Here is an 18,485-nt window from a genome sequence, read left to right as displayed (position 1 = left end):
TGAAATGCGCCGAGCAGCGCGTTTGCATGAATGCAGGAGGCACACGCACGTCGTCACCGGCCCGGCATCGCGTGCCGGCCGATCTTCGCTTCATCACGGCAGGAAGCTGTTCTCGCAGCTAGGAGGATTGCTAGGGATCAGCGATGCCGGTCAGAGCTGACCCGGGACCCAGCCCAACGCGAGGGCTTGACCTTGGGCGATCTGGTCGCTCGACATCTTCGACGCGACGGCGTTACGAAGCCGCAGGAAGTAGCTGCGTTGGGTCGACTTGGCGTGCCCGGCGGCAAGGTTGAGCCATTTGTAGGCAAGCACGACGTCCTGTGGAACGCCGTGTCCCTTGTCGTACATCAGCCCGAGCATCGCCTGGCCGAACGGATTGCCGGCCGCGGCGGCCTGGCAATAGAGATCGCTGGCGACCTCATAGGCCTGCGGTGTCCCAAAGCCGTTCTCGTACATGAAGCCGAGCATCGCCTGCGCGCGCGGATCGCCGCGCAGCGCTGGCGGTGTCAGCACGCGGACGGCGCGGACGAAGTCGCCCTGCGCATAGGCGCTGCGCGCAGTGCTGATCGAATCGGCCTGGGCAGGCGATGCCAACGCTCCGAACAGCAGGCCTGCTGCAGCGCAGACGACGGCGAGGCGCCGCATCTTCGGATGGGTTACTTGGCCGGGGTCAGCGGGTGGTGCGTACACGCAAATCATCCGTGATGCTCGCTCCGACCGATCCGCGGAGCTTGGAACGGAGTTCTTCTGCGACCTGATGCGCATCGCTGCCGTCGCGAATGATCTGCGGCCGGATGAAGATGATCAGCTCGGTCCGCGTGCCCTTCTTGTCCTGATGCGAGAACGCATCGCCAAGCACCGGGATCTCGTCGAAGCCGGGAATGCCGTTGCGATTGCCGTTCTGTTGCTCGCTGATCAGGCCGGCCAGCAGCACGGTCTGGCCGTTGGCGACGGAGATCGCGCTCTTGACCTTGCGCTGCGACACCGTCGGCGTGAGACTCGCCGCGCTCTGCGCAGCGACGTTGCTGATCTCCTGCTCGATCTCGAGCCGGACGTTGCCATTGGCGGCGATCCGCGGCACGACGCGCAAAATGATGCCGGTGTTGCGATAGTCGATGGTGTTGACCACGGTGTTGCTCGACGACAGCACGGTGGCGCTGCCGGTCGAGACCGGCACGACGTCGCCGACCTGCAGAGTGGCGCTCTGGTTGTTGATGACGACCAGCGAAGGATTGGAGAGAACCTTCACGCTGGTCACGGTGTGAAGCGCATCGAGGATCATGTTGGGCGACGCTTCATTCCCGATCAGGAAATTGAAGCCCGGCAAGGCCCGATTGATCAGTGCCGTCGTAGCCGCTGAGGCCGTGGCCGTCGCGACTGACGTCGCCTGCGTGTTGGTGATCGAGCCCTTGTCGGCACCAAGTCCGAGGACTTTGCTCGAAAGATACGACTGAACGCCGTAGGACAATTCGTTGGTCAGCGTCACCTCGGCGATGGTCGCCTCGATGCCGACCTGCAGCACCGGCTGATCGAGCTGCTGCAAGGTGCTGGAGATGACGCGGTAGTTCTCGCGGTCGGCGTAGATCAGCAGTGAGTTGTTCACCGTATCCGGTGTGATGCGGACGTTCGGCATCAGAGACTGGCCACCATTGGCACCGGCGCGGGTTTCCAGCCCGGTCGAGGTCGGCGTGCTGCTGGATGAGGACGTGCTCGCAGATTGCATTCCGGATAGACCGCCCGCGCCTTGAGTCCGGTTCGAAGGATTTGCGCCGGAGCCCGACGCCCCCGTCGCATTGGTGTTGAAGGACAGCCGGTCGGCGACGGATGTCGTGGTACCGTCCGACCCGGGCGCAGTCTGACCGTCGGCGCTGTCGGTCGAGGACGAGCCGGCGCCTCCGAACATGTCGGTCAGCACCTTGGCGAGCTGGCGGGCGTCGCCGTAGCGGATGCGATAGACGTGGACGCTGGTGCGCCCGGAGTCCGCCTGATCGAGCCGGCGGATCCAGGTCGCCGCGCTCTGCAGCAGCGCCGGCTTGCGCGACACGACCATGATCGCGTTGAGGCGGTTCACGACCTGCAGCTTGACGAGATTCTGGCTCAGCCCGTTCTCGCCGGAATCCATGATCTTCTCGAGCTCCGCCATCAACGGCTCGGGCGCCGAATTGCTGACGGGAAAGATGCCGACCGACTGGCCGCGCATCCAGTCGACGTCGAAGCTCATCACTGTTTCGATCGCGGAGCGTCGCTCGGCTCCCGTGCCCTGGATCAGCAGCAGGTTCCGGGTGGGATCGGCGCGCACGCTTCCGGCGCGCGTCGCAAAGCTGTCCATCAGCTTGAGGATCGTCTGCGCGCCGACATATTGCAGTGGCACGACGGAGACCCCGTAGCCGGGCTCGGCGCGGCCGGCCTCGCCGTCGACACGTCCGGCGCCAACTGCGTCGCCGAGCGGGGTCAGCTTGTAGCCGCCGCCTTCGCGGACCAGCACGACGCCCGACAGGCGCAGCGCGCTCTCCAGCACGAACAGGATATCGGACTTCGGCACCGGCCGCGCCGAGACCAGGCTGACGCTGCCCTGGACGCGGGGATCGATCGAGTAGCCCGCGCCGAGGATGTCGCCGATCACCACTTTTGCGACCGAAGAAATCGGCGTGTTCTCGAAGTTGAGATCATAACCCTTGCCGTCGGCTGCCGGCTGCGGTCTGACCTCGCCGACCTCCTGGACCATGGTCCCCTGATAGGTCCGCGCGCTCGCGCGCTCGACTTCGGGGCGTCCCTGGATCGATGCGACCGGTGCATTGTCGCGCGGCAGGATGTCGAGCGAGCGGACCTTGTCGATGACATCGACATCGGCTGGCGCGCTGGCCTGGGAGTTGAAAGTCGCCATGTTGCAGGACGCGAGCAGAACTGCTGTCGCAAGCAACGAGGCATGACGGACAACCGCAGCGGACTGGCTTCGATTGCCGATACGAAACATGAACTTGCCGATCTACTCGTGTTGACCGGCCGAAACGAGAAGACGCCTCGTTTGACCGCGCAGCCTGCATAGCGGTCCAATATGACACTTATGTATAATTGCCGGGCTGCCGCCGACCTTTGCGCCGCATGTGTGTTGGAAATGTCGGCGCCTTCAGCATTCGTACAGCCGTCATGTTCGCGATCGATAACGTCGGTCACCAGTAGCGGGGTGCCGAGACGTTGGGACGGCACGGGCGCCACCCGGATCACGCCATGAGCGGTACACTGTCGACGCAATTCCACGCCTATCTTCGCGAGCGCCATCCTCAGGCGACGGGCGAGGGCGGAGCTGCGGGCGAAACGCAGATTGCGCTCTGGGACCGGTTTGGCCTGACTGCCGAAGTCTTTGCGGCGGAGGTCGCCGGCTTTACCGGACTGGAACGCGTATCGCTGCGTGAGCTGATGGCGGCGTCACCCGCAGTAAGTGAGTTTTCGGATCGCTTCCTGCGCGAAGTGCTCGGCTACCCGCATAAGAATTCCACAGGCGCGGCCGTGTTTGCGATGGCCGATCCGACCGACCAGGCGGTGCGGCGGGCCGCCGAGCTGGTGCTCGGCCCGAACACGCTGTTTCAGGTCGCCTCTCATGAAGATATCGCCGTTGTGCTCGAGCAGAGGCTTGGCGGCGGCGAAGAAGCCGAGATGTCGCCGGCCCAGGAGCTGCGCGACGACGACATCGAAAGTCTCCGCGATCTGGCGAGTGGCGCGCCGGTCGTCCGCGCGGTGAACGACTTGATCGAGAAGGCGGTGGAGATGCGCGCCAGCGACATCCACATCGAGCCGTTCTCGACCGGGCTGGTGGTCAGGTTGCGCGTCGACGGCCTGTTGCGTCCGATTGCGGCGCCTGCCGGCGTGCTGCCGCAGGCGGTCATCTCGCGCATCAAGATCGTCGCCGGCCTGAACATTGCCGAGCGGCGCCTGCCGCAGGACGGTGCGGCCCGCATTCGCGTCGGCCGCGCCGAGATCGATGTCCGCGTCGCGATCATGCCGACCCAGCATGGTGAGTCTGCGGTGCTGCGTATCCTGCCGAAGGATCGCTCGCAGCTCGTCGCGAGTCGTCTCGGCCTTTCCGGGCGCGACGACGCGGCACTGCGCCGCCTGATCACCTTGCCGCACGGCATGATCGTGATCACGGGGCCGACCGGCAGCGGCAAGACCACGACCCTGGCGACGATCCTGTCGATGCTGAACACGCCGGAGCGCAAGATCCTCACCGTTGAGGATCCCGTGGAATATGAGATCCCCGGCATCAACCAGTCACAGATCAAGCCAGCGATCGGACTGACATTCGCAAGCGCGCTGCGTTCCTTCGTGCGTCAGGACCCCGACGTCATCATGGTTGGCGAGATCCGAGACAGCGAGACGGCGCATGTCGCCGTCCATGCCGCGCTGACCGGCCATCTCGTGCTGACGACGCTGCACACTGAAACCGCGGCGGCCGCTGTGCCGCGGCTTCTGGACCTCGGCGTCGAAGGCTATTTGCTGCGGTCGACGCTCCGCGCGGTCATTGCCCAACGGCTGGTGCGCCAGCTCTGCGAGCATTGCAAGACGCCGAAGCCGCTTGACGAGGAGACGTGTCGCGATGATCCGCGCTTCGGTCATCTCGGCCTCGTCCCCGGCGACGTCACGTGGCACCCGACAGGCTGCGAGCGATGCGGCCAGAGCGGCCATCGCGGCCGGGTCGGTGTGTTCGAGCTGCTCGAGCTGACGAGCAATCTACGCGAGCTGATCGCTGACAGTGCCGACGGCCTCGCGATCGATCGCCTGGCGATCCAGGAGGGCATGACGACCATGCTCGACGACGGTGTCGTCAAGTGCCGCGCGGGTGTCACTTCGGCATCCGAACTGCTTCGTGTCCTGGTCGCGCGCTGAGGTGGATCGTGCCGAACTACCGCTATCGCGCTTTGACGCAGTCCGGTGAAATCGTCGTCGGATCTCTGGTCGCGCCATCACGGGGCGAGGTCGAGCGGCGCATCTCATATCTGCAGCTGCTGCCGATCGAAACCGTGGAGGAGAAGAAGCCTGGCGTGGCTGTGGCGCAAGGGCTGTCTTTTGGCGGTCCATCCGCGGCCGAGGTGACCACGTTCACCCGCGACCTCGCTCTGCTTCTCAAGGCCGGAGCGCGCCTGGACGACGCGCTCGATCTGCTGTCGAGCGATTCCGATATTGGCCGCCTCCGTCCCGTGGTGGCGCGGCTGCGCGCGGCCATCATGGCCGGAGAAAGCTTTGCCGACGCCGCGGCTGCCCAGCCGCAACTGTTTTCGCCGATGTATGTCGCGCTCATGCGCGTCGGCGAAGCCTCGGGAACGCTCGATCACGTTCTGACCGCGCTCGCCGGTGAACGGGAACGTTCGGAGGCGACGCGGCGCAAATTGACCGACGCGATGCAATATCCGGCCTTTGTCTTCCTCGCGGCCATCGGTGTGATGCTGTTCTTTCTGGTCGCGGTGCTGCCGAACTTTTCTGCCGTGCTGCGCGATTTCGGCGGCCGTGCCGATACCGCGCTCGGCTTCTTCATGACGATGTCGGATGTCCTGCGCGCCAATGCAGCTGCGATCACACTCGGCTGTGCGGCGCTGCTCGCGGCAGGCTGGTGGCTGTTGCGTCAGCCCGCGGTTCGCGCCGGCATGACCAATGCGCTGGCGCTGACACCCGGCATCGGCAGCATCCTCCTGTTCTATCGGACCAGCCTGTTCTGCCGGAATCTCGGCCTGCTGCTCGGCTGCGGCGTCAATCTGAGTGCGGGCTTGCGCATCCTGGTCGACGTGATGGCGGTGACATCGTCGCGCGCGCCGTGGTCGGCGGCCGCGGATCGCGTTCGTCACGGCGGCAAGCTGTCACAGGCGCTGTCGGCCGACAACATGCTGCCGCCGATGGCGCTGCGCATGCTGCGGCTCGGCGAGGAGACGGGCCAATTGCCAACGCTCTCGACCCGGATCGCGGAGTTCTACGAAGCCAAGCTGCAACGCAGCCTCGACCGCGTCGTCGGCATCATCGGTCCCGCCGCCATTCTGCTCATCAGCGTGGTGGTCGGTGGACTGATCGTCTCGATCATGACGGCGCTGCTGTCGGTGACACAACTGGTCGGCTGATTGCTATCAAGGAGAATGACATGAGATCGGACACGCAGATCAAGCCGGCCACGAGGGCCGGGCGCGACAACGAGCGCGGCTTCACGCTGGTCGAGATGCTGGTCGTGATCACGATCATCGGACTGATCATGGGACTGATCGGTCCGCGCGTTCTGAACTATCTCAGCGAATCCAAGACCAAGGCGGCGCGGATCCAGCTGCAGAGCTTCTCGAGCGCACTCGATCTGTTCTATCTCGATGCCGGCCGCTACCCCTCGACCTCGGAAGGCCTCGCAGCGCTGGCGCAACGGCCGGCCGGACTGAGCGCCTGGAACGGGCCCTATCTCAAAGGCGGAGCGGTGCCGAAAGATCCATGGAATACGGCCTATGTCTACCGCGCACCGGGTGACCATGGCCCCTACGACATCCTGTCCTACGGCGCCGATGGCCAGGAGGGCGGCAGCGGAACGGCGGCCGACATCGTCCTGGGAACGCAGACGAGCGCGCGCAGTGAGTGACAACGGCCAGCGCGGCTTCACGCTGCTCGAGATGGTCTGCGTGCTCGCGATCGTCGCGATGCTGGCGTCCGTCGTGCTGCCCTATTTGCCGCGGCAGACGTCGCGGCCGCGGCTGCAGGCCTATGCGCTGCAGGCCGCGACTCTGCTGAAGTCGGATCGTGCCTCCTCGATGCGAAACGGGACTCGCATCGACACGCAGATCGACACCTCGCGGCGGTTGATCCGCTCCGGCAGCGGTGCGGCCGCCCTGAAGCTGCCCGACGATGTCGCCTTCCTGGCGACGCTGCCGCGCAGCTGCCAGCATCGGCCGGTGCTGGCGAGCATCAGTTTCTTTCCTGACGGCCTGTCCTGTGGCGGCGCGATCACATTGTCCCGCGCCGATCTGAGCCTGGAAATCCGGGTCAACTGGCTGACGGGGAGGATCGACATTGTCTCGCGCGCGCTCGCCAATGGTTGAGACGGCTGATCAGGGCCAGGCAGGCTTCACGCTGATCGAGGTGCTCGTCGCGCTTGCCGTCGTCAGCGTCTCGATCATAGCGATTGGGGCCGTGGTGTCGCGCAACGCCGCCAGTGTTCGCAAGCTCGAGCAGCATGTCACGCTCGTTACCGACATGCGGCTCGCGCTGGCAACGGCGCTGGCGGATCGCAGCCGGCTGCAGCCGGGCATCTCCGATCAGCGCTCCGGCTCCGGGTCGGTGGTGCTGCAGGTCAGACCGCTCGGCGGCGATTGGAATGAACCGGCGGGACAGACCGGCTGGATTCCGGAGGCGGTGACCTTGCGCGTCAAGACCGGCTCGGGCGCGATCGCCGATGTGCAGACGGTCCGACTGGCACGAGGAGCCCGCTGATGATCGCCCGTTCCGATCGACCGCAAGAGCAGGGCTTTGCCTTGATCGAGGCGCTCGGCGCGCTCGCGATTGCCGGGATCGTGTTGTCGGCGCTGGCTGCGGTGACGTCGCAATGGCTGCCGGCATGGAAGCGCGGATTGGATCGCGTGCAGCGGGCCGAGATGGTGGCCGCTGCGCTGCGGCGGGTCGGTGATGATTTCGCTGCCGCGCAGTTCGTATCCGCCAATCGCGAGCAGAAGGGGCCGCTGTTCGTGGGTGACGAGGTCTCGGTGATGTTCGTGCGCGCCGAGCTTGGCCCCAATGCCGGGCATGGTCTCGACATCGTGCGCATCGGTGGGGATGGCGCGAGAAGCGAACGCGCTCTATTGCGATCGCGCGCCGCGTTCGAGCCCGTGTCGGTGGGGCAACCCGTGGCCGAGCATTTCCGGTTCGGTGATCCCGTGGTGCTGCTGTCAGCGCCGTTCCGGATGTCGTTCGCCTATGCTGACAAGACCATGGCGTGGACGACGGAGTGGCGCGATGCGAGCAAGCTGCCGTCCGCCGTGCGCATGACGATTTACGACGACAGCCGTGGCGGCGCCGCCGTTCTCGTCAGCGCGGTCCGTATCCAGGTCGATACACCGGGCGGCGGCGTCGCGGATGCGGGAGCAGGCAGCACCGCGGCCCGGTCGCCGGCTGCGGCCGAGCCGCCGCAGCCGAACAAGAGCGAGCCGATCGACTGATGTCCGTGCTCTCCTACAACAACGGCTCTGCCGGCAAGCGCGGCGGGCAGGGTGGATTCATCCTGATCGCGGCGCTGTGGATGCTTGCAGCGCTGGCTGCCCTGGTGGTGGTCGTCTCGCAGCAGCTGGGAAGCTCGGCGCGGTTGCTGCGGCTCGAAGACGAAGCGGTCGAGGCCGATGCGCTGGTCTCGGCGGCGATCGAATTGTCAGCCTACCGCCTGCTGCTGTCGAAGGACGAGGAGCGGCCGAAGCAGGGCGGTTTCCGTCTGGCGCTTGCAGGCAACGACATCGCGGTATCGTTCGTCAACGAAGCGGCACGGATCGATCTCAACACCGCATCGAAGGACATCCTCGAAAATCTTTTCGTCACGGTGGGCGCCGAACGGGACGCCGCCAAGGACTATGCCGAGCGGGTGGTTGCGTGGCGCTCCAAACCCTCCGACGCGGCGAAGGCCCAGGCGGAGGAGGCGCGCTATGCGGCGGCTGGTCTCAAGCGGGTGCCCCGCCTGGCGCCATTCGCGCATGTCGGCGAGCTGTCGCTCGTCCTCGGCATTCCCGCGTCGCTGGTCGATCAGGTGCTTCCATTGGTCACCGTCTTCAACGGCTCTCCGGGGATTGATCCGGCGATAGCTGCACCGGAGGCCGTCGCGGCGCTGCCGGGCATGACGCCGCTGATCTTGAAGGATTTCCTGAACGCGCGGGCGTCGCTGTCACAGGATGCCGATACGCTGGCCAAGACGCTGGGGCCTGCTGCGAAGGACGCCGCCAAGGGCAAGAGCAAGGCCTATCGGCTGCGTATCGTCGTCGGTCCGGCGGGCGGGCTTCGTCATGCGGCGTCTGCGGTGATCGTTCCCGGCGAAGGCGAGGAGCCCTATCGGCTGCTCGCACGGCAGGACGACGGGCCGCAACCGAGGGGGGCGCTTCACGTGCGGGGGATGCCATGAAGCTCACAGAGGCGATCGAGCGAGGACTGACCGTGTGGACGGCGACCGTCGCCGCCGCGGTCGAGGCCGTGGCCGATCGGCAGCTCAAGCGTTCGAGGGTCGTTGTTCGCCTTGATCAGCCAGGACGTATCGCGCTGACGGTGCAGGTGCCGTCAAAGGCGAAACCTGTGCTGGCGCCGGCAAAGGTGAATCTGACTGAGGGAGCACCGCACGTCACTCTCTCGCCGGAGTGGCTGCGGACGCTGCGCGGTGCCTCACTGGAGATTCATCTGACCGCCGAAAACGTCCTGGTGCGTCCACTCGACTTCCCCAAGCAGGCTGAGCCGTTTCTGGATGGTATGATCCGGACGCAGATCGGCAGGTTGACGCCGTGGCACATCGATCAGGCGCTCTACGGTTTCAGCGCCACGCACCCCGTAGCCAATGACCGGATCGCGCTGACACTTGCGGCAACACCGCGCGCGCTGGTTCAGCCGTTGCTCGCGTTCGCCGATGAGGTCGGCGCCGCCAAGCTCGTCATCACAGCCGAGGTCGGCGCAGCCGATGGCGTTCCCATCCAGATCTTCAAGTCCTCGCTGCGCTCGTCGCTCGCCGGCGGCCGCGATCTCGGGCGCGTGCTCAAGCTCGGCTGGCTGTCGGTCGCCGCGACCACGGCCGTGCTGCTGATCGCGACGACGTTGATCGGCGGATATCTCGATGGTGAGCTCGATGACGCGCAGGCGCAGGTGACACGGCTGCGTGCCGCGTTGCGGCCCGCGATCGGAGCCACCGCCGCCGACGGGCTGCTCGCGAAGCGCAAGCAGACGAGCCCGGCCAGCGTGATCGTTCTCGACACGCTGTCGAAGATCCTCCCCGATGGGACTTACGTCATCGAGCTGCACGTCGAGAACGACCGCCTGCAGATCTCCGGCCTGACCCAGGATGCGCCCGCGCTGATCCGGCTGATCGAGCAGTCGCCGCAATTCAGCCGCGCGACTTTCTACGCGCCGACGACGCGGACCGCCGGCGAAACGGGCGAGCGTTTCCATATCGAGGCCCGCATCAACGCGTTTTTCGGAGACCGGGCATGAATTGGGCGACATCGCTGCGCCGGAACTTCGTGAGTTCGCCAGCCGCTTCTGCGATGCTCTACGCCGTAACGATTGTTGCGCTGCTCTGGGTTGCCGCTGCAGCCGTCATCGACCTCATCGCGAAGCACGACCAGCTCAACGACACCAACGCGCAACTGGCGCAGTTCTCGGGACGCAAACGGCCGGGCGGCACGCCGGCGGCGAGCAGCTCGACTGCTCCGGGCGGATCGGTGTTCGTCGAGGGGCGGACGGTCACTATCGCGGGCGCGGCGCTGGTGCAGCGTCTCACGGAGGCGATCGGCAAGGCCGGTGGCAGCGTGCTGTCGACCCAGGTCGACCTGCCGGCCGCACGCGGCAACGAGAACCTGATCAGCGTCGTCGCCAACTGCGAGCTCGAACAGCCGGCGCTGCAGCAGCTGCTCTACGATCTCGAAGCCGGATTGCCGTTTCTCTTCGTCGACCAATTGCATGTGCAGCAACCGCTGGCGGCTGCTGCGGGCGGAGCAGGGCGGCTGACGGTGCTGGTCACCGTGTCGGGCCAATGGCAAGGAAAAATGTGATGCGATCATTCGTCGGCTCACGCGTCGTCGCGGCCGCTGTCGTGTGCGTGATCACCGGCTCGCTCGGCCGCGCGTGGGGTGAGACAGCGGATGGCCTCGAGCCCGCAGCGCCCGCGCAAGCTGCGCCCGGTGACCCGCCGCCGATCGCGCCTGTACCCAAGGTGCAAATCTCGGCGGGCAAGAGCGCCAACCCCCTTTGGGACGTTCCGATCGATACGCTCTCGGCAACACGCGACCGTCCGATCTTCTCGGCGTCGCGCCGGCCGCCGCCGTCCATCGCGGCGCCCGTCACGGTGATGCGAGCGCCGCCGCCTCCGCCGAAGGAGCCGGAACGGCCGAACCTGCAGCTCGTGGGCACGGTCATCGGTGACGAGGAAAGCTTCGGCATCTTCGTTGATCCCTCGTCGCAGACACCGCTACGCCTGCGCCTCGGGGCTGCGCATGAGGGGTGGGTGCTGCAATCCGTGCAGCCGCGGCAAGTCATGCTGCAAAAGGATGTGGAGACGGTGGCGTTGCCGATGCCGCAACTGGGGCAGGCGGGTGATGGCGAGGCCAGGACGGGAGCTGCGGCGCCCGCTCCGCCGGGCGGCCGGGAGCGGATGGCGCGGCGTGCGCGCTGAGATCGTTGCTCCCAGAATTCAGAAGGGCACGATCAGCTCGCTCCCGATGGCCTGCAATGTCAGCATGGCAAGAAGACCAATGACGAGGAAGGGCCCAAACGGCAGCGCCGTTTGACCGGTGGGCCGTCGCCCTATCATGAAGAGCACCAGAACCGCAGCGAGTGCCGCCGTCGTCGCCACGAGCAGCAGGATCGGCAGACCGGAAAGTCCAGCCCAGAGCGTTGCCGCCATCAGAAACTTGACGTCACCGAGCCCGAGCCCCTGGCGGCCGCGGGCCATCACGTAAAGTCGGCGCAGCAGCAGCAGCGCCGCGCCGACGGCAACGGCTGCTGCGCAATTCCACAGCGCCTCGGGCAGATCGACGAGCAGGGCCGTGTCGATGAAGCCGCTTGCGGCGACCAGCGCATTCATCCAGTCCGGCAGCAGTCCGCTGCGCAGATCTGTCCAGATCAGGCCGGCGCAGGTCAGAAGCAGCACGAGGATGCAGAGGATGTTGATGGCGTTGGTCACGCTGCCCGGAAATATCTGGCCTTGGATGGCCGCAGCATAGACGCGGTCAGGACGCCAGCGATAGTCCCGCCATCATCAGGCCCACCGCGGCCACCCAGCCCCCCGCCGCGCGCACGGCGATCCCGCGCCAACTCGACACCGGCTCGGTCTCGGGACGCCTGAAGGTGAGCGCGAGCGCCATCACGAGGGTGATCGTGACGTAGCCTGCAATGGCAAGGCCGGCCGCATAAAGCAGACGGTCGGTCTGCGGCATCAGCTCGCCGGCATTCGCGGCGCCGCGCATCACGCCGAGCACGAACGCGATCACGCTGAGCAGTGTCACGGGAATGCGCAGGGCCGCTGCCAGCAGCAGCCCAAGCACGAGGATCGTCGCGGCATCGATCAATGGGGAGACGAGGGTGAGAGCCGAACCGACAGCGAGCGCGAGCCCTGTACACAGGCCGAGCGGAAACACCACGACCAGCCATCGTCCACTCGCTGCTCCGAGCGAACCGGCCAAGAGGCCGAGCGCAACCCAGACGACGACGTCCTGCAGAGTGAGCAGCGGATGCAGCGCGCCGGCGTAGAAGTCGCCGAGCCGGGCCGATACGATGTGGGCATCGGCGATTCCGACCTGCGTCAGCAGCAGCACGGAAGCGAGCAGGGCCGTCCGGCGGAATGGGCTCATGCCGCGACGCCCAGGCTGGAGACCAGGAAGTAGCCGCCGAGTGCGGCGATGGCTGCTCCGACGCCTTGGATGACGCGCTCTCCGCCGGGCCAGCGCGCCAGCGCGCCGATGGTGATGCCGCTGGCATGGAGAAGACCGGTCGCCACCACGAAGCCGCAGCCATAGGCGAGGGGATTCACCGCTGTCGGGAGCTCGGCGCCGTGGGCATGACCGTGGAAGACGGCGAAGATCGCGACGATGACTGCCGCGACCGCGAATGGGACACGGATGCGCATGGCGACAGCGAGGCCGAGGACCAGCGCGGAAAGCGCGATGATGAGTTCTGGAACGGGCAGCCCGATCTTGAGGATCCCCAGGACGGCGCCGAACGCCATCACGAGCGGAAAGACGATCGGCAGCACCCAGATCGCCACGCCGCCGAGCTGCGCGCCCCAGATGCCGACTGCGACCATTGCGACCAGATGATCCATCCCGGTCAAGGGATGCAGCAGCCCGCTGGCCAGCCCGCCGCCGACGCCGGTCTGCTCATGGGCAAGACCCGGGCTTGCCGTCAGCACCGAGAGCAACGCGACACCCGACGCGGAGTGCAGAAGCTTGCGCGCGATCATGTTCGTCCCATTCGTCCTCATGCGGCCACCAGAACTCGCACGAGACGCCCCAAGAACCAGAACATCGACACCGAGCCGATCGCATAGGCCGGCAGCTCCGCGCTCCATCGCGGCAGCGCCGCGCCCAGGCGTCGATGCGCCCAGATCAGCGCCAGCACGAGCAATACAAACAGGATCTGTCCGATCTCGACGCCGACATTGAAGAACAGCAGTGCAGCCGGCAGGATGCGCCGCTCCAGACCGAGGCCCGCCAGCGCGCTGGCGAAGCCGATGCCGTGCACGAGACCGAAGCTGAAGGCGACGGCCCATGGATAGCGCGCGGTGAGTCCGCTCTCGCCGCGCTGCTGCTTGACGATCTCGACGCCGACGAACACGATGCTGAGTGCGATGCAGGCATTGAGCGGCCCCTCGGCGACGCCGATCAGGCCGAACGCCGTCGCGGCCAGCGAGGCGCTATGTCCGATGGTGAAAGCCGTGATCGTCTTGAGCAGGCGCCAGCCTCCCTCCACGATCCAGATCAGTCCGAGCACGAACAGCAGGTGATCGGCGCCGAGCAGAATGTGGTCGATGCCGAGATTGACGTAGGTCTTGGCGAGCTCGAGCCAGGTCTCGAGCGTCGGCGCGTCCGTGCCGAGCACGGTCACGACGGGATTGGCCGCGGAGATCGTGTAGCTGCGCGTCTCTCCGGACAAGGACGTCACGCGGATGATGGCAGCCGACATGTCCTCGCCGAGATTGGCGATCGTCATCTGCCCGACGAGGCCCTTGTCGCCGCAATTGAGTTCCGGCAGTCGCAGGAAGCAATGCGGCGGCATCTTGAGCTCGATGCGGTTGTCGCCATCCTTCGGCAAGGTCGTCCAGCGCCCGATATACGCGCCGGGCCGCATCTCGCGGAATTCGAGCACGGCGATCGTCGCCTGATGCGCGACCGCCGGCCGCCCCAGAAGCGTTGCAGCGAGCGCAAGCACGATGGCGAGCAGGGCGCGCGCGCCGGTCACGGCTCGTACCTGATTGTGTAGTTGGCCTTGAGCCGGCTCACCGCCTCCCAGGCCCGCTTGCGTGTTTCTTCCGTGTGCCAGATCTTGGCGGCCTCGGCGCGGATGTCCTCGAATTTCGCCGAAGCGCCCGGCTTACGCGCGTCGAGACGGACGACGTGCCAGCCGTCCTTTGATTGCAGCAGCGTCCATTGCTGCAGCGGCATCTTCAGCAGGCCGTCGCTGAAGCCGTCGCCGAATCCCGCGGACAGGCTCGGCACGGGACGATCGAGAATGGCGCGCGTCTGATCGCGCAGTTCCTCGGATTCGCGCTGCTCGCCAATGTCGTCCAGATAGCGCCGCGCCGTCGCTTCGTCGCTGGGGGGCGTCATGAAGAAACTCACCCGCTCGGGTTCGTCGAACCGCGCATGGTTCTCGGCAAACCAGGCCTGGAGCTGCTCATCGCTCGGCTGCGGCACGCGCACCTGATCGAAGATCAGATATTGCAACTTGAACGCGACACGGTCGCGGATCATCTCGTCGCCGCGGTCGACGCCGAGCGTCTTGCCTTCGCGATAGAGGATCTCGCTGGCCACCCAGGCCTCAACCATCTTCTGCAGCTCCGCCTCGCTCGGCGTGCGCTGCTTGTCCTCGTCGAAGGTGTCGATGAAGGACTGGCGCAGCGCCTTGGTCACGGTGATGACCTTCTCGTCCTTCGCCGGCGGATGGATGATCCCATCGGCCGCGAAGATCAGTCCGCCGAGAATGAGGAAGTGCAGGAGCGGCTCCCTGATGAGCCCGCGCAGGGTCCCTACGGATGATAATCGCGCAGGGGAAGAGCTGTTGCCGTCCTGCTGATTGGAGCGTGCAGAGGCGCTCTCGAAGGTCTGCGCCGCATTCGACATGGCAGGGGCTGACATACGTTCTTTACAACTCGGACCGCGCTCGTTGCGCGGCGCGTATATGCAACGGCATGCTTGCCATTGTCACCGGGCAAACAGCAGTGTCACAAAAATTTCGCAACAGCTGCCGTTCGCGATGATCGTGGAGAGAGCGCCGGTAAAAATAAATCCTTCAACAAACTGTCTCTGAGTTTTGATTTGTTCGCCGCGCGAAGGGCAACGGCGCATCAGTCGCGTTGTCATCACGGTTTAGAACTCGATCGATTTTTTCAGGGGCGACGAAATGGTTCCATCTGCCAAGAAAATCCTGCTGACAGCGGCCTCGGTGTCGCTGGCTCTGTCGCAGAGCGCCAACGCCGACGAGCGTTGGGGCGAGACGAGCAAGAACAATCCCTATGTCGCCGGCGACATGCACAACCATAACACCTGCACCGACGGCTCGGTGGCGGCGGGCTATTCGATCGACCGCTCGGTCGGCAAGGGCACGGCGGCGGCCGGCGGCAACAATTTCGACCTCGACTGGTTCACGCTCGGCAACCACGGCGGCTCCGGTAATCGCGACTGCCGCTTCAGCGACGCGAGCGCTAACATTCCGGGTGACAACACGACCACCTTTTGGAGCCAGACGCTCGGCAAGACCATCGACGGCATTACCATCGCCAGCCTGAAGGGCACGCCGAACGGCACCGGCACGGGCGCCACGATGTGGCGCTGGCAGTCGATCCAGGAGATCGAGTATCCGACCATCGTCGCGCGCACAGCGACATACAACAAGGTGCTGGTCGAAGGTCTGGAATGGATCGTTCCGGGCCATGAGCACACGGACGTTGCGGTGATCGCCGGCCAGAATCCTCGTGGCTACGGCAATGCCGACAAGATGGCCGAGTTCGAATATCGCTACGATCGGGCCGACACCGACGCGATCGGTCCGGTCGACGGCAGCAACAATCCGATCTGGACCGGCAAGGACAACGTCAACAACTCCGGCTCCGCCGGTCATGGCAAGGCTCTCGCCGGCATCACTTGGCTGCAGGCGAAGTATCCGCTGCAGTCCTACGCGATCCCGACCCACACCGAGCGCCAGGGACCGTTCAATGCGGCCGGCACCGCCGGCTACAATATCGAGCACTTCCGCGACTTCAACAATGCCGGCCCGACGGTGGCGTTCGGCATCGAGGCTCCGGGCCACATGGCCGAAGGCGGCCTCACCGGCGGCTCCGGCTCGTACAAGTCGAACGCGGTCGGCGGCGGCACCTACGGCATGCATGGTGTCTACACCGCCAAGGTCGGCGGCCTGTGGGACGGCCTGCTCGGCGAGGGTCGCAACTTCTTCGTGTTCCAGAGCTCCGACTGGCACAGCCGCGGCGTCTACGGTGCGCGCGATGCCAGCACCACGGCGGACTTCATCCCCGGCGAGTACACCCGGCTCTACGTTCCGAACGAGCGGCGCTTCGACCAACAGTCGATCATCGACGGCATGCGCTCGGGCAACTCCTATTCGGTGAACGCCCAGATCGTCGGTTCCGACATGGTGTTCCGCGCCAAAGGCGAGTGGGATGACGACTGGAAGACGATGGGCGAGACGCTGGTCGTGCGTCCCGGCGAGAAGATCGTGCTCGAGATGGAGATGACCGTCCCGGCCTCGAACAACAGCCCGTACAGCTTCAACAACCCGCTGCTGCTGCCGGTCGGCATCAAGCAGCCGCTCAACAAGCCCTCTCTCGACCACGTCGATCTGATCACCGGTGACGTCACCGGCCCGATCGCCCCGGGAGCTCCGGGCTATGCGGTCGCCAACGCCGGCGGCACCGCCGGTGCCGACATCGTCTATAATGCGTCGGCGAAGATCGCGAAGCAGATCCAGGCGACCAAGATGCAGAGCTACAAGCTGCGCGATGGTTCGACCCGCCTCAGCTTCCGGACCACCTTCGTGGCCAGCGCGAAGCCGTTCTACATCCGCGCCCGCGGCACCAACATCCCGCCGGCGACGCCGAACGTCTCAGACAGCGCCGGCAACCCGCTGCTCGACCTCAACAACGTCAATGTCAGCTGCACCGATGCGGCGTGCCCGTCGCACCTCGGAACGGTCAACGGCGTCAAGAAGGTCACCAACGACGTGCAGGCTTGGTCGAACGTCTGGTTCTACGCCAACCCGATCTTCGTCCGCACCCATGGCACGCCCGAGCTGCTTGTCGAGAAGAACAAGGAACTGGCCCGCAAGCTGGCTCACGAGCATCACCACTGGCACGATTGGGATCACTGGGGTCATTGGGGCCACTGGGGTCGCTGGGCCTTCAACCGCGACTGATCCTTTCGCATCGATCCGGCGGGGCGACGTCGCCCCGCCGGATCCGGACACGCGATCGGCGCCGGTTTGCGAACCGGCGCTTTGTCTTTGGATGTGCATTGCCCGGATCCACCTCGATGTCTCGCCTGCTCAGCCTGATTCTCGTTGCAGTCGCCTTGTCCGCGCGCGGCGTCCTGGCGCATGACGAGGAGCCGACCCGGGAGAGCTGTGAGGCTGCGGTGGCCGAGGCGCGGACGCTGGCAGCAGGCCTGCCGGCCGACGACGTGTCGCGCTATTTCGCCGAGCGGGACATCCAGCAGGCGCTGGTCGAAGCCGGCAATGGCGAGTTCGACGACTGCGTCGAGAAGGCCGAGCGAGCGGCGCTGGAGGTGCGGGAGCGGCCGCACAGCCTGAAGCCGGGCGAGCGGCTGAACATCCTGCGCGCCGACGAGATGCCGCCGCGCTGAGCGCCGCTGTCATCTCCGTGTCACGCATCTCGGCACATTGTCCGCGCGGTTGCGCGAGTGCGAGGCGTTGAGGACATGGACCAGATAGAAGCTCTCTTTCCGATCCCGCTGATGCGGTCCCCCGCGTTGTTGAACGCGGAGTTGAAGGACGCAGCGGTGGCGGCCATCCGCGGCTCGAAGATCGAGAACAACTTGCGGTCCGGGCAGCTGTTTCATACCGAGGTCGCCGATCCCCGTGCGAACAATCTGTTTCAGACCATCGCCGAACTGGCGGTGCCAAAGCTGGTCGATTTCGGCGAGCTGCTGTTCGGCGAGAGGCTGCGCTGGACGGTCAAGGAGATGTGGACGAACATGCTGGAGACCGGCGGCAACCAGACCCTGCACGCCCATGCCAACAGCTTCATTTCCGGTATCTTCTATCTGACGCCGTCGCATTCCGGCAGCCGTACCGTGTTCCTGCGGCCGCCTGGCGGCAGCGATTTCTCGTTCCGCCATCATACCCGCAGCGCCGCAGTCGGCCCGTTCAACGCGGGCAAGTATGTGCTGCCCGAGGCGGAGCCCGGCGATCTCGTGCTGTTCCCGAGCTACCTCTATCACGAGGTGCCGCGCAATCAGGGCGACCAGCGTATCACCATCGCCTTCAATGCCATCCCCGATCATCTGGACTGCTGGGGCTACCGCGTCAGCTTCTCGTCCTGAACGCGT

The 18,485-nt window shown here is 65.8% G+C and carries 20 protein-coding genes; 13 read left to right on the top strand and 7 right to left on the bottom strand.

Annotated elements, in window-relative coordinates:
- Nucleotides 1–150 precede the first annotated feature (150 nt).
- Both S58_RS31910 and gspD read right to left on the bottom strand, forming a co-directional pair.
- Nucleotides 151–699 carry a tetratricopeptide repeat protein gene (locus tag S58_RS31910; protein ID WP_083938711.1) on the bottom strand — a complete coding sequence of 183 codons (549 nt, stop codon included), beginning with the start codon at nt 697–699 and terminating at the stop codon, nt 151–153.
- Nucleotides 671–2,974: a type II secretion system secretin GspD gene (gene gspD, locus S58_RS31905; protein WP_015669569.1), complete on the bottom strand. Its 2,304-nt coding sequence runs from the start codon at nt 2,972–2,974 to the stop codon at nt 671–673. The genes S58_RS31910 and gspD overlap by 29 nt, the downstream gene beginning before the upstream one ends.
- A 254-nt stretch (nt 2,975–3,228) precedes the next feature.
- On the opposite strand from gspD, the gene S58_RS31900 reads away from it, so the two are divergent.
- The 10 genes from S58_RS31900 to S58_RS31855 are packed head-to-tail and all read left to right on the top strand — an operon-like array spanning nt 3,229 to nt 11,365.
- Complete coding sequence (locus S58_RS31900; RefSeq protein WP_015669568.1) at nt 3,229–4,884, top strand: GspE/PulE family protein; 1,656 nt, start codon at nt 3,229–3,231, stop codon at nt 4,882–4,884.
- An 8-nt stretch (nt 4,885–4,892) separates the two neighbouring features.
- A complete protein-coding gene (locus tag S58_RS31895) occupies nt 4,893–6,104 on the top strand; it encodes a type II secretion system F family protein (protein ID WP_015669567.1) in 1,212 nt (403 codons plus the stop codon).
- Nucleotides 6,105–6,124: 20 nt separating this feature from the next.
- Nucleotides 6,125–6,601, top strand: a complete 477-nt coding sequence (gspG, locus tag S58_RS31890) for a type II secretion system major pseudopilin GspG (protein ID WP_015669566.1) — start codon at nt 6,125–6,127, stop codon at nt 6,599–6,601.
- Nucleotides 6,594–7,058 carry a prepilin-type N-terminal cleavage/methylation domain-containing protein gene (locus S58_RS31885; protein WP_015669565.1) on the top strand — a complete coding sequence of 155 codons (465 nt, stop codon included), beginning with the start codon at nt 6,594–6,596 and terminating at the stop codon, nt 7,056–7,058. The genes gspG and S58_RS31885 overlap by 8 nt, the downstream gene beginning before the upstream one ends.
- On the top strand, nt 7,051–7,449 hold the full coding sequence (locus S58_RS31880; protein ID WP_015669564.1) for a prepilin-type N-terminal cleavage/methylation domain-containing protein: 399 nt from the start codon (nt 7,051–7,053) through the stop codon (nt 7,447–7,449). Before S58_RS31885 ends, S58_RS31880 begins: the two co-directional genes overlap by 8 nt.
- Complete coding sequence (locus S58_RS31875; protein ID WP_015669563.1) at nt 7,449–8,171, top strand: PulJ/GspJ family protein; 723 nt, start codon at nt 7,449–7,451, stop codon at nt 8,169–8,171. Before S58_RS31880 ends, S58_RS31875 begins: the two co-directional genes overlap by 1 nt.
- Nucleotides 8,171–9,115 carry a type II secretion system protein GspK gene (locus S58_RS31870; protein WP_015669562.1) on the top strand — a complete coding sequence of 315 codons (945 nt, stop codon included), beginning with the start codon at nt 8,171–8,173 and terminating at the stop codon, nt 9,113–9,115. Before S58_RS31875 ends, S58_RS31870 begins: the two co-directional genes overlap by 1 nt.
- Entirely contained in the window at nt 9,112–10,185 is a 1,074-nt protein-coding gene (locus S58_RS31865) for a PilN domain-containing protein (protein ID WP_015669561.1), read from the top strand. Before S58_RS31870 ends, S58_RS31865 begins: the two co-directional genes overlap by 4 nt.
- A complete protein-coding gene (gspM, locus tag S58_RS31860) occupies nt 10,182–10,745 on the top strand; it encodes a type II secretion system protein GspM (RefSeq protein ID WP_015669560.1) in 564 nt (187 codons plus the stop codon). Before S58_RS31865 ends, gspM begins: the two co-directional genes overlap by 4 nt.
- Complete coding sequence (locus S58_RS31855) at nt 10,745–11,365, top strand: hypothetical protein (RefSeq protein WP_015669559.1); 621 nt, start codon at nt 10,745–10,747, stop codon at nt 11,363–11,365. Before gspM ends, S58_RS31855 begins: the two co-directional genes overlap by 1 nt.
- Before the next feature lie 18 nt (nt 11,366–11,383).
- On the opposite strand, the gene S58_RS31850 is transcribed toward S58_RS31855, so the two are convergent.
- The 5 genes from S58_RS31850 to S58_RS31830 are packed head-to-tail and all read right to left on the bottom strand — an operon-like array spanning nt 11,384 to nt 15,044.
- The gene (locus S58_RS31850; protein ID WP_015669558.1) at nt 11,384–11,875 is read right to left on the bottom strand and encodes a prepilin peptidase; all 492 of its coding nucleotides are present in this window, start codon (nt 11,873–11,875) and stop codon (nt 11,384–11,386) included.
- A 46-nt stretch (nt 11,876–11,921) separates the two neighbouring features.
- A complete protein-coding gene (locus S58_RS31845; RefSeq protein ID WP_015669557.1) occupies nt 11,922–12,542 on the bottom strand; it encodes a HupE/UreJ family protein in 621 nt (206 codons plus the stop codon).
- Nucleotides 12,539–13,150 (bottom strand): HupE/UreJ family protein, encoded by a 612-nt coding sequence (locus S58_RS31840; protein ID WP_015669556.1) that lies wholly within the window; start codon nt 13,148–13,150, stop codon nt 12,539–12,541. Before S58_RS31840 ends, S58_RS31845 begins: the two co-directional genes overlap by 4 nt.
- Before the next feature lie 17 nt (nt 13,151–13,167).
- Nucleotides 13,168–14,148 carry a HupE/UreJ family protein gene (locus tag S58_RS31835; protein WP_015669555.1) on the bottom strand — a complete coding sequence of 327 codons (981 nt, stop codon included), beginning with the start codon at nt 14,146–14,148 and terminating at the stop codon, nt 13,168–13,170.
- Nucleotides 14,145–15,044: a peptidyl-prolyl cis-trans isomerase gene (locus S58_RS31830; protein ID WP_144058432.1), complete on the bottom strand. Its 900-nt coding sequence runs from the start codon at nt 15,042–15,044 to the stop codon at nt 14,145–14,147. Before S58_RS31830 ends, S58_RS31835 begins: the two co-directional genes overlap by 4 nt.
- A gap of 265 nt (nt 15,045–15,309) precedes the next feature.
- On the opposite strand from S58_RS31830, the gene S58_RS31825 reads away from it, so the two are divergent.
- The 3 genes from S58_RS31825 to S58_RS31815 all read left to right on the top strand — a co-directional run bounded on the left by S58_RS31825 (nt 15,310) and on the right by S58_RS31815 (nt 18,479).
- Nucleotides 15,310–17,334 carry a hypothetical protein gene (locus tag S58_RS31825; RefSeq protein WP_015669553.1) on the top strand — a complete coding sequence of 675 codons (2,025 nt, stop codon included), beginning with the start codon at nt 15,310–15,312 and terminating at the stop codon, nt 17,332–17,334.
- A gap of 116 nt (nt 17,335–17,450) precedes the next feature.
- The gene (locus S58_RS31820) at nt 17,451–17,780 is read left to right on the top strand and encodes a hypothetical protein (RefSeq protein ID WP_042340355.1); all 330 of its coding nucleotides are present in this window, start codon (nt 17,451–17,453) and stop codon (nt 17,778–17,780) included.
- Between the two features lie 75 nt (nt 17,781–17,855).
- A complete protein-coding gene (locus S58_RS31815; RefSeq protein WP_015669551.1) occupies nt 17,856–18,479 on the top strand; it encodes a 2OG-Fe(II) oxygenase family protein in 624 nt (207 codons plus the stop codon).
- Nucleotides 18,480–18,485: the final 6 nt, after the last annotated feature.

This window comes from Bradyrhizobium oligotrophicum S58 (assembly GCF_000344805.1).
Taxonomy (GTDB): domain Bacteria; phylum Pseudomonadota; class Alphaproteobacteria; order Rhizobiales; family Xanthobacteraceae; genus Bradyrhizobium; species Bradyrhizobium oligotrophicum.
This window is presented reverse-complemented; position numbering and strand designations above follow the sequence as displayed.

Coding starts and splice junctions, on each gene's coding strand:
- S58_RS31820 (WP_042340355.1), top strand. CDS start 17,451: ATGTCTCGCCTGCTCAGCCTGATTCTCGTTGCAGTCGCCTTGTCCGCG.
- S58_RS31880 (WP_015669564.1), top strand. CDS start 7,051: ATGGTTGAGACGGCTGATCAGGGCCAGGCAGGCTTCACGCTGATCGAG.
- S58_RS31865 (WP_015669561.1), top strand. CDS start 9,112: ATGAAGCTCACAGAGGCGATCGAGCGAGGACTGACCGTGTGGACGGCG.
- gspG (WP_015669566.1), top strand. CDS start 6,125: ATGAGATCGGACACGCAGATCAAGCCGGCCACGAGGGCCGGGCGCGAC.
- S58_RS31870 (WP_015669562.1), top strand. CDS start 8,171: ATGTCCGTGCTCTCCTACAACAACGGCTCTGCCGGCAAGCGCGGCGGG.
- S58_RS31840 (WP_015669556.1), bottom strand. CDS start 13,150: ATGATCGCGCGCAAGCTTCTGCACTCCGCGTCGGGTGTCGCGTTGCTC.
- S58_RS31830 (WP_144058432.1), bottom strand. CDS start 15,044: ATGTCAGCCCCTGCCATGTCGAATGCGGCGCAGACCTTCGAGAGCGCC.
- S58_RS31875 (WP_015669563.1), top strand. CDS start 7,449: ATGATCGCCCGTTCCGATCGACCGCAAGAGCAGGGCTTTGCCTTGATC.
- S58_RS31855 (WP_015669559.1), top strand. CDS start 10,745: ATGCGATCATTCGTCGGCTCACGCGTCGTCGCGGCCGCTGTCGTGTGC.
- gspM (WP_015669560.1), top strand. CDS start 10,182: ATGAATTGGGCGACATCGCTGCGCCGGAACTTCGTGAGTTCGCCAGCC.
- S58_RS31910 (WP_083938711.1), bottom strand. CDS start 699: ATGATTTGCGTGTACGCACCACCCGCTGACCCCGGCCAAGTAACCCAT.
- S58_RS31815 (WP_015669551.1), top strand. CDS start 17,856: ATGGACCAGATAGAAGCTCTCTTTCCGATCCCGCTGATGCGGTCCCCC.
- S58_RS31845 (WP_015669557.1), bottom strand. CDS start 12,542: ATGAGCCCATTCCGCCGGACGGCCCTGCTCGCTTCCGTGCTGCTGCTG.
- S58_RS31825 (WP_015669553.1), top strand. CDS start 15,310: ATGGTTCCATCTGCCAAGAAAATCCTGCTGACAGCGGCCTCGGTGTCG.
- S58_RS31900 (WP_015669568.1), top strand. CDS start 3,229: ATGAGCGGTACACTGTCGACGCAATTCCACGCCTATCTTCGCGAGCGC.
- gspD (WP_015669569.1), bottom strand. CDS start 2,974: ATGTTTCGTATCGGCAATCGAAGCCAGTCCGCTGCGGTTGTCCGTCAT.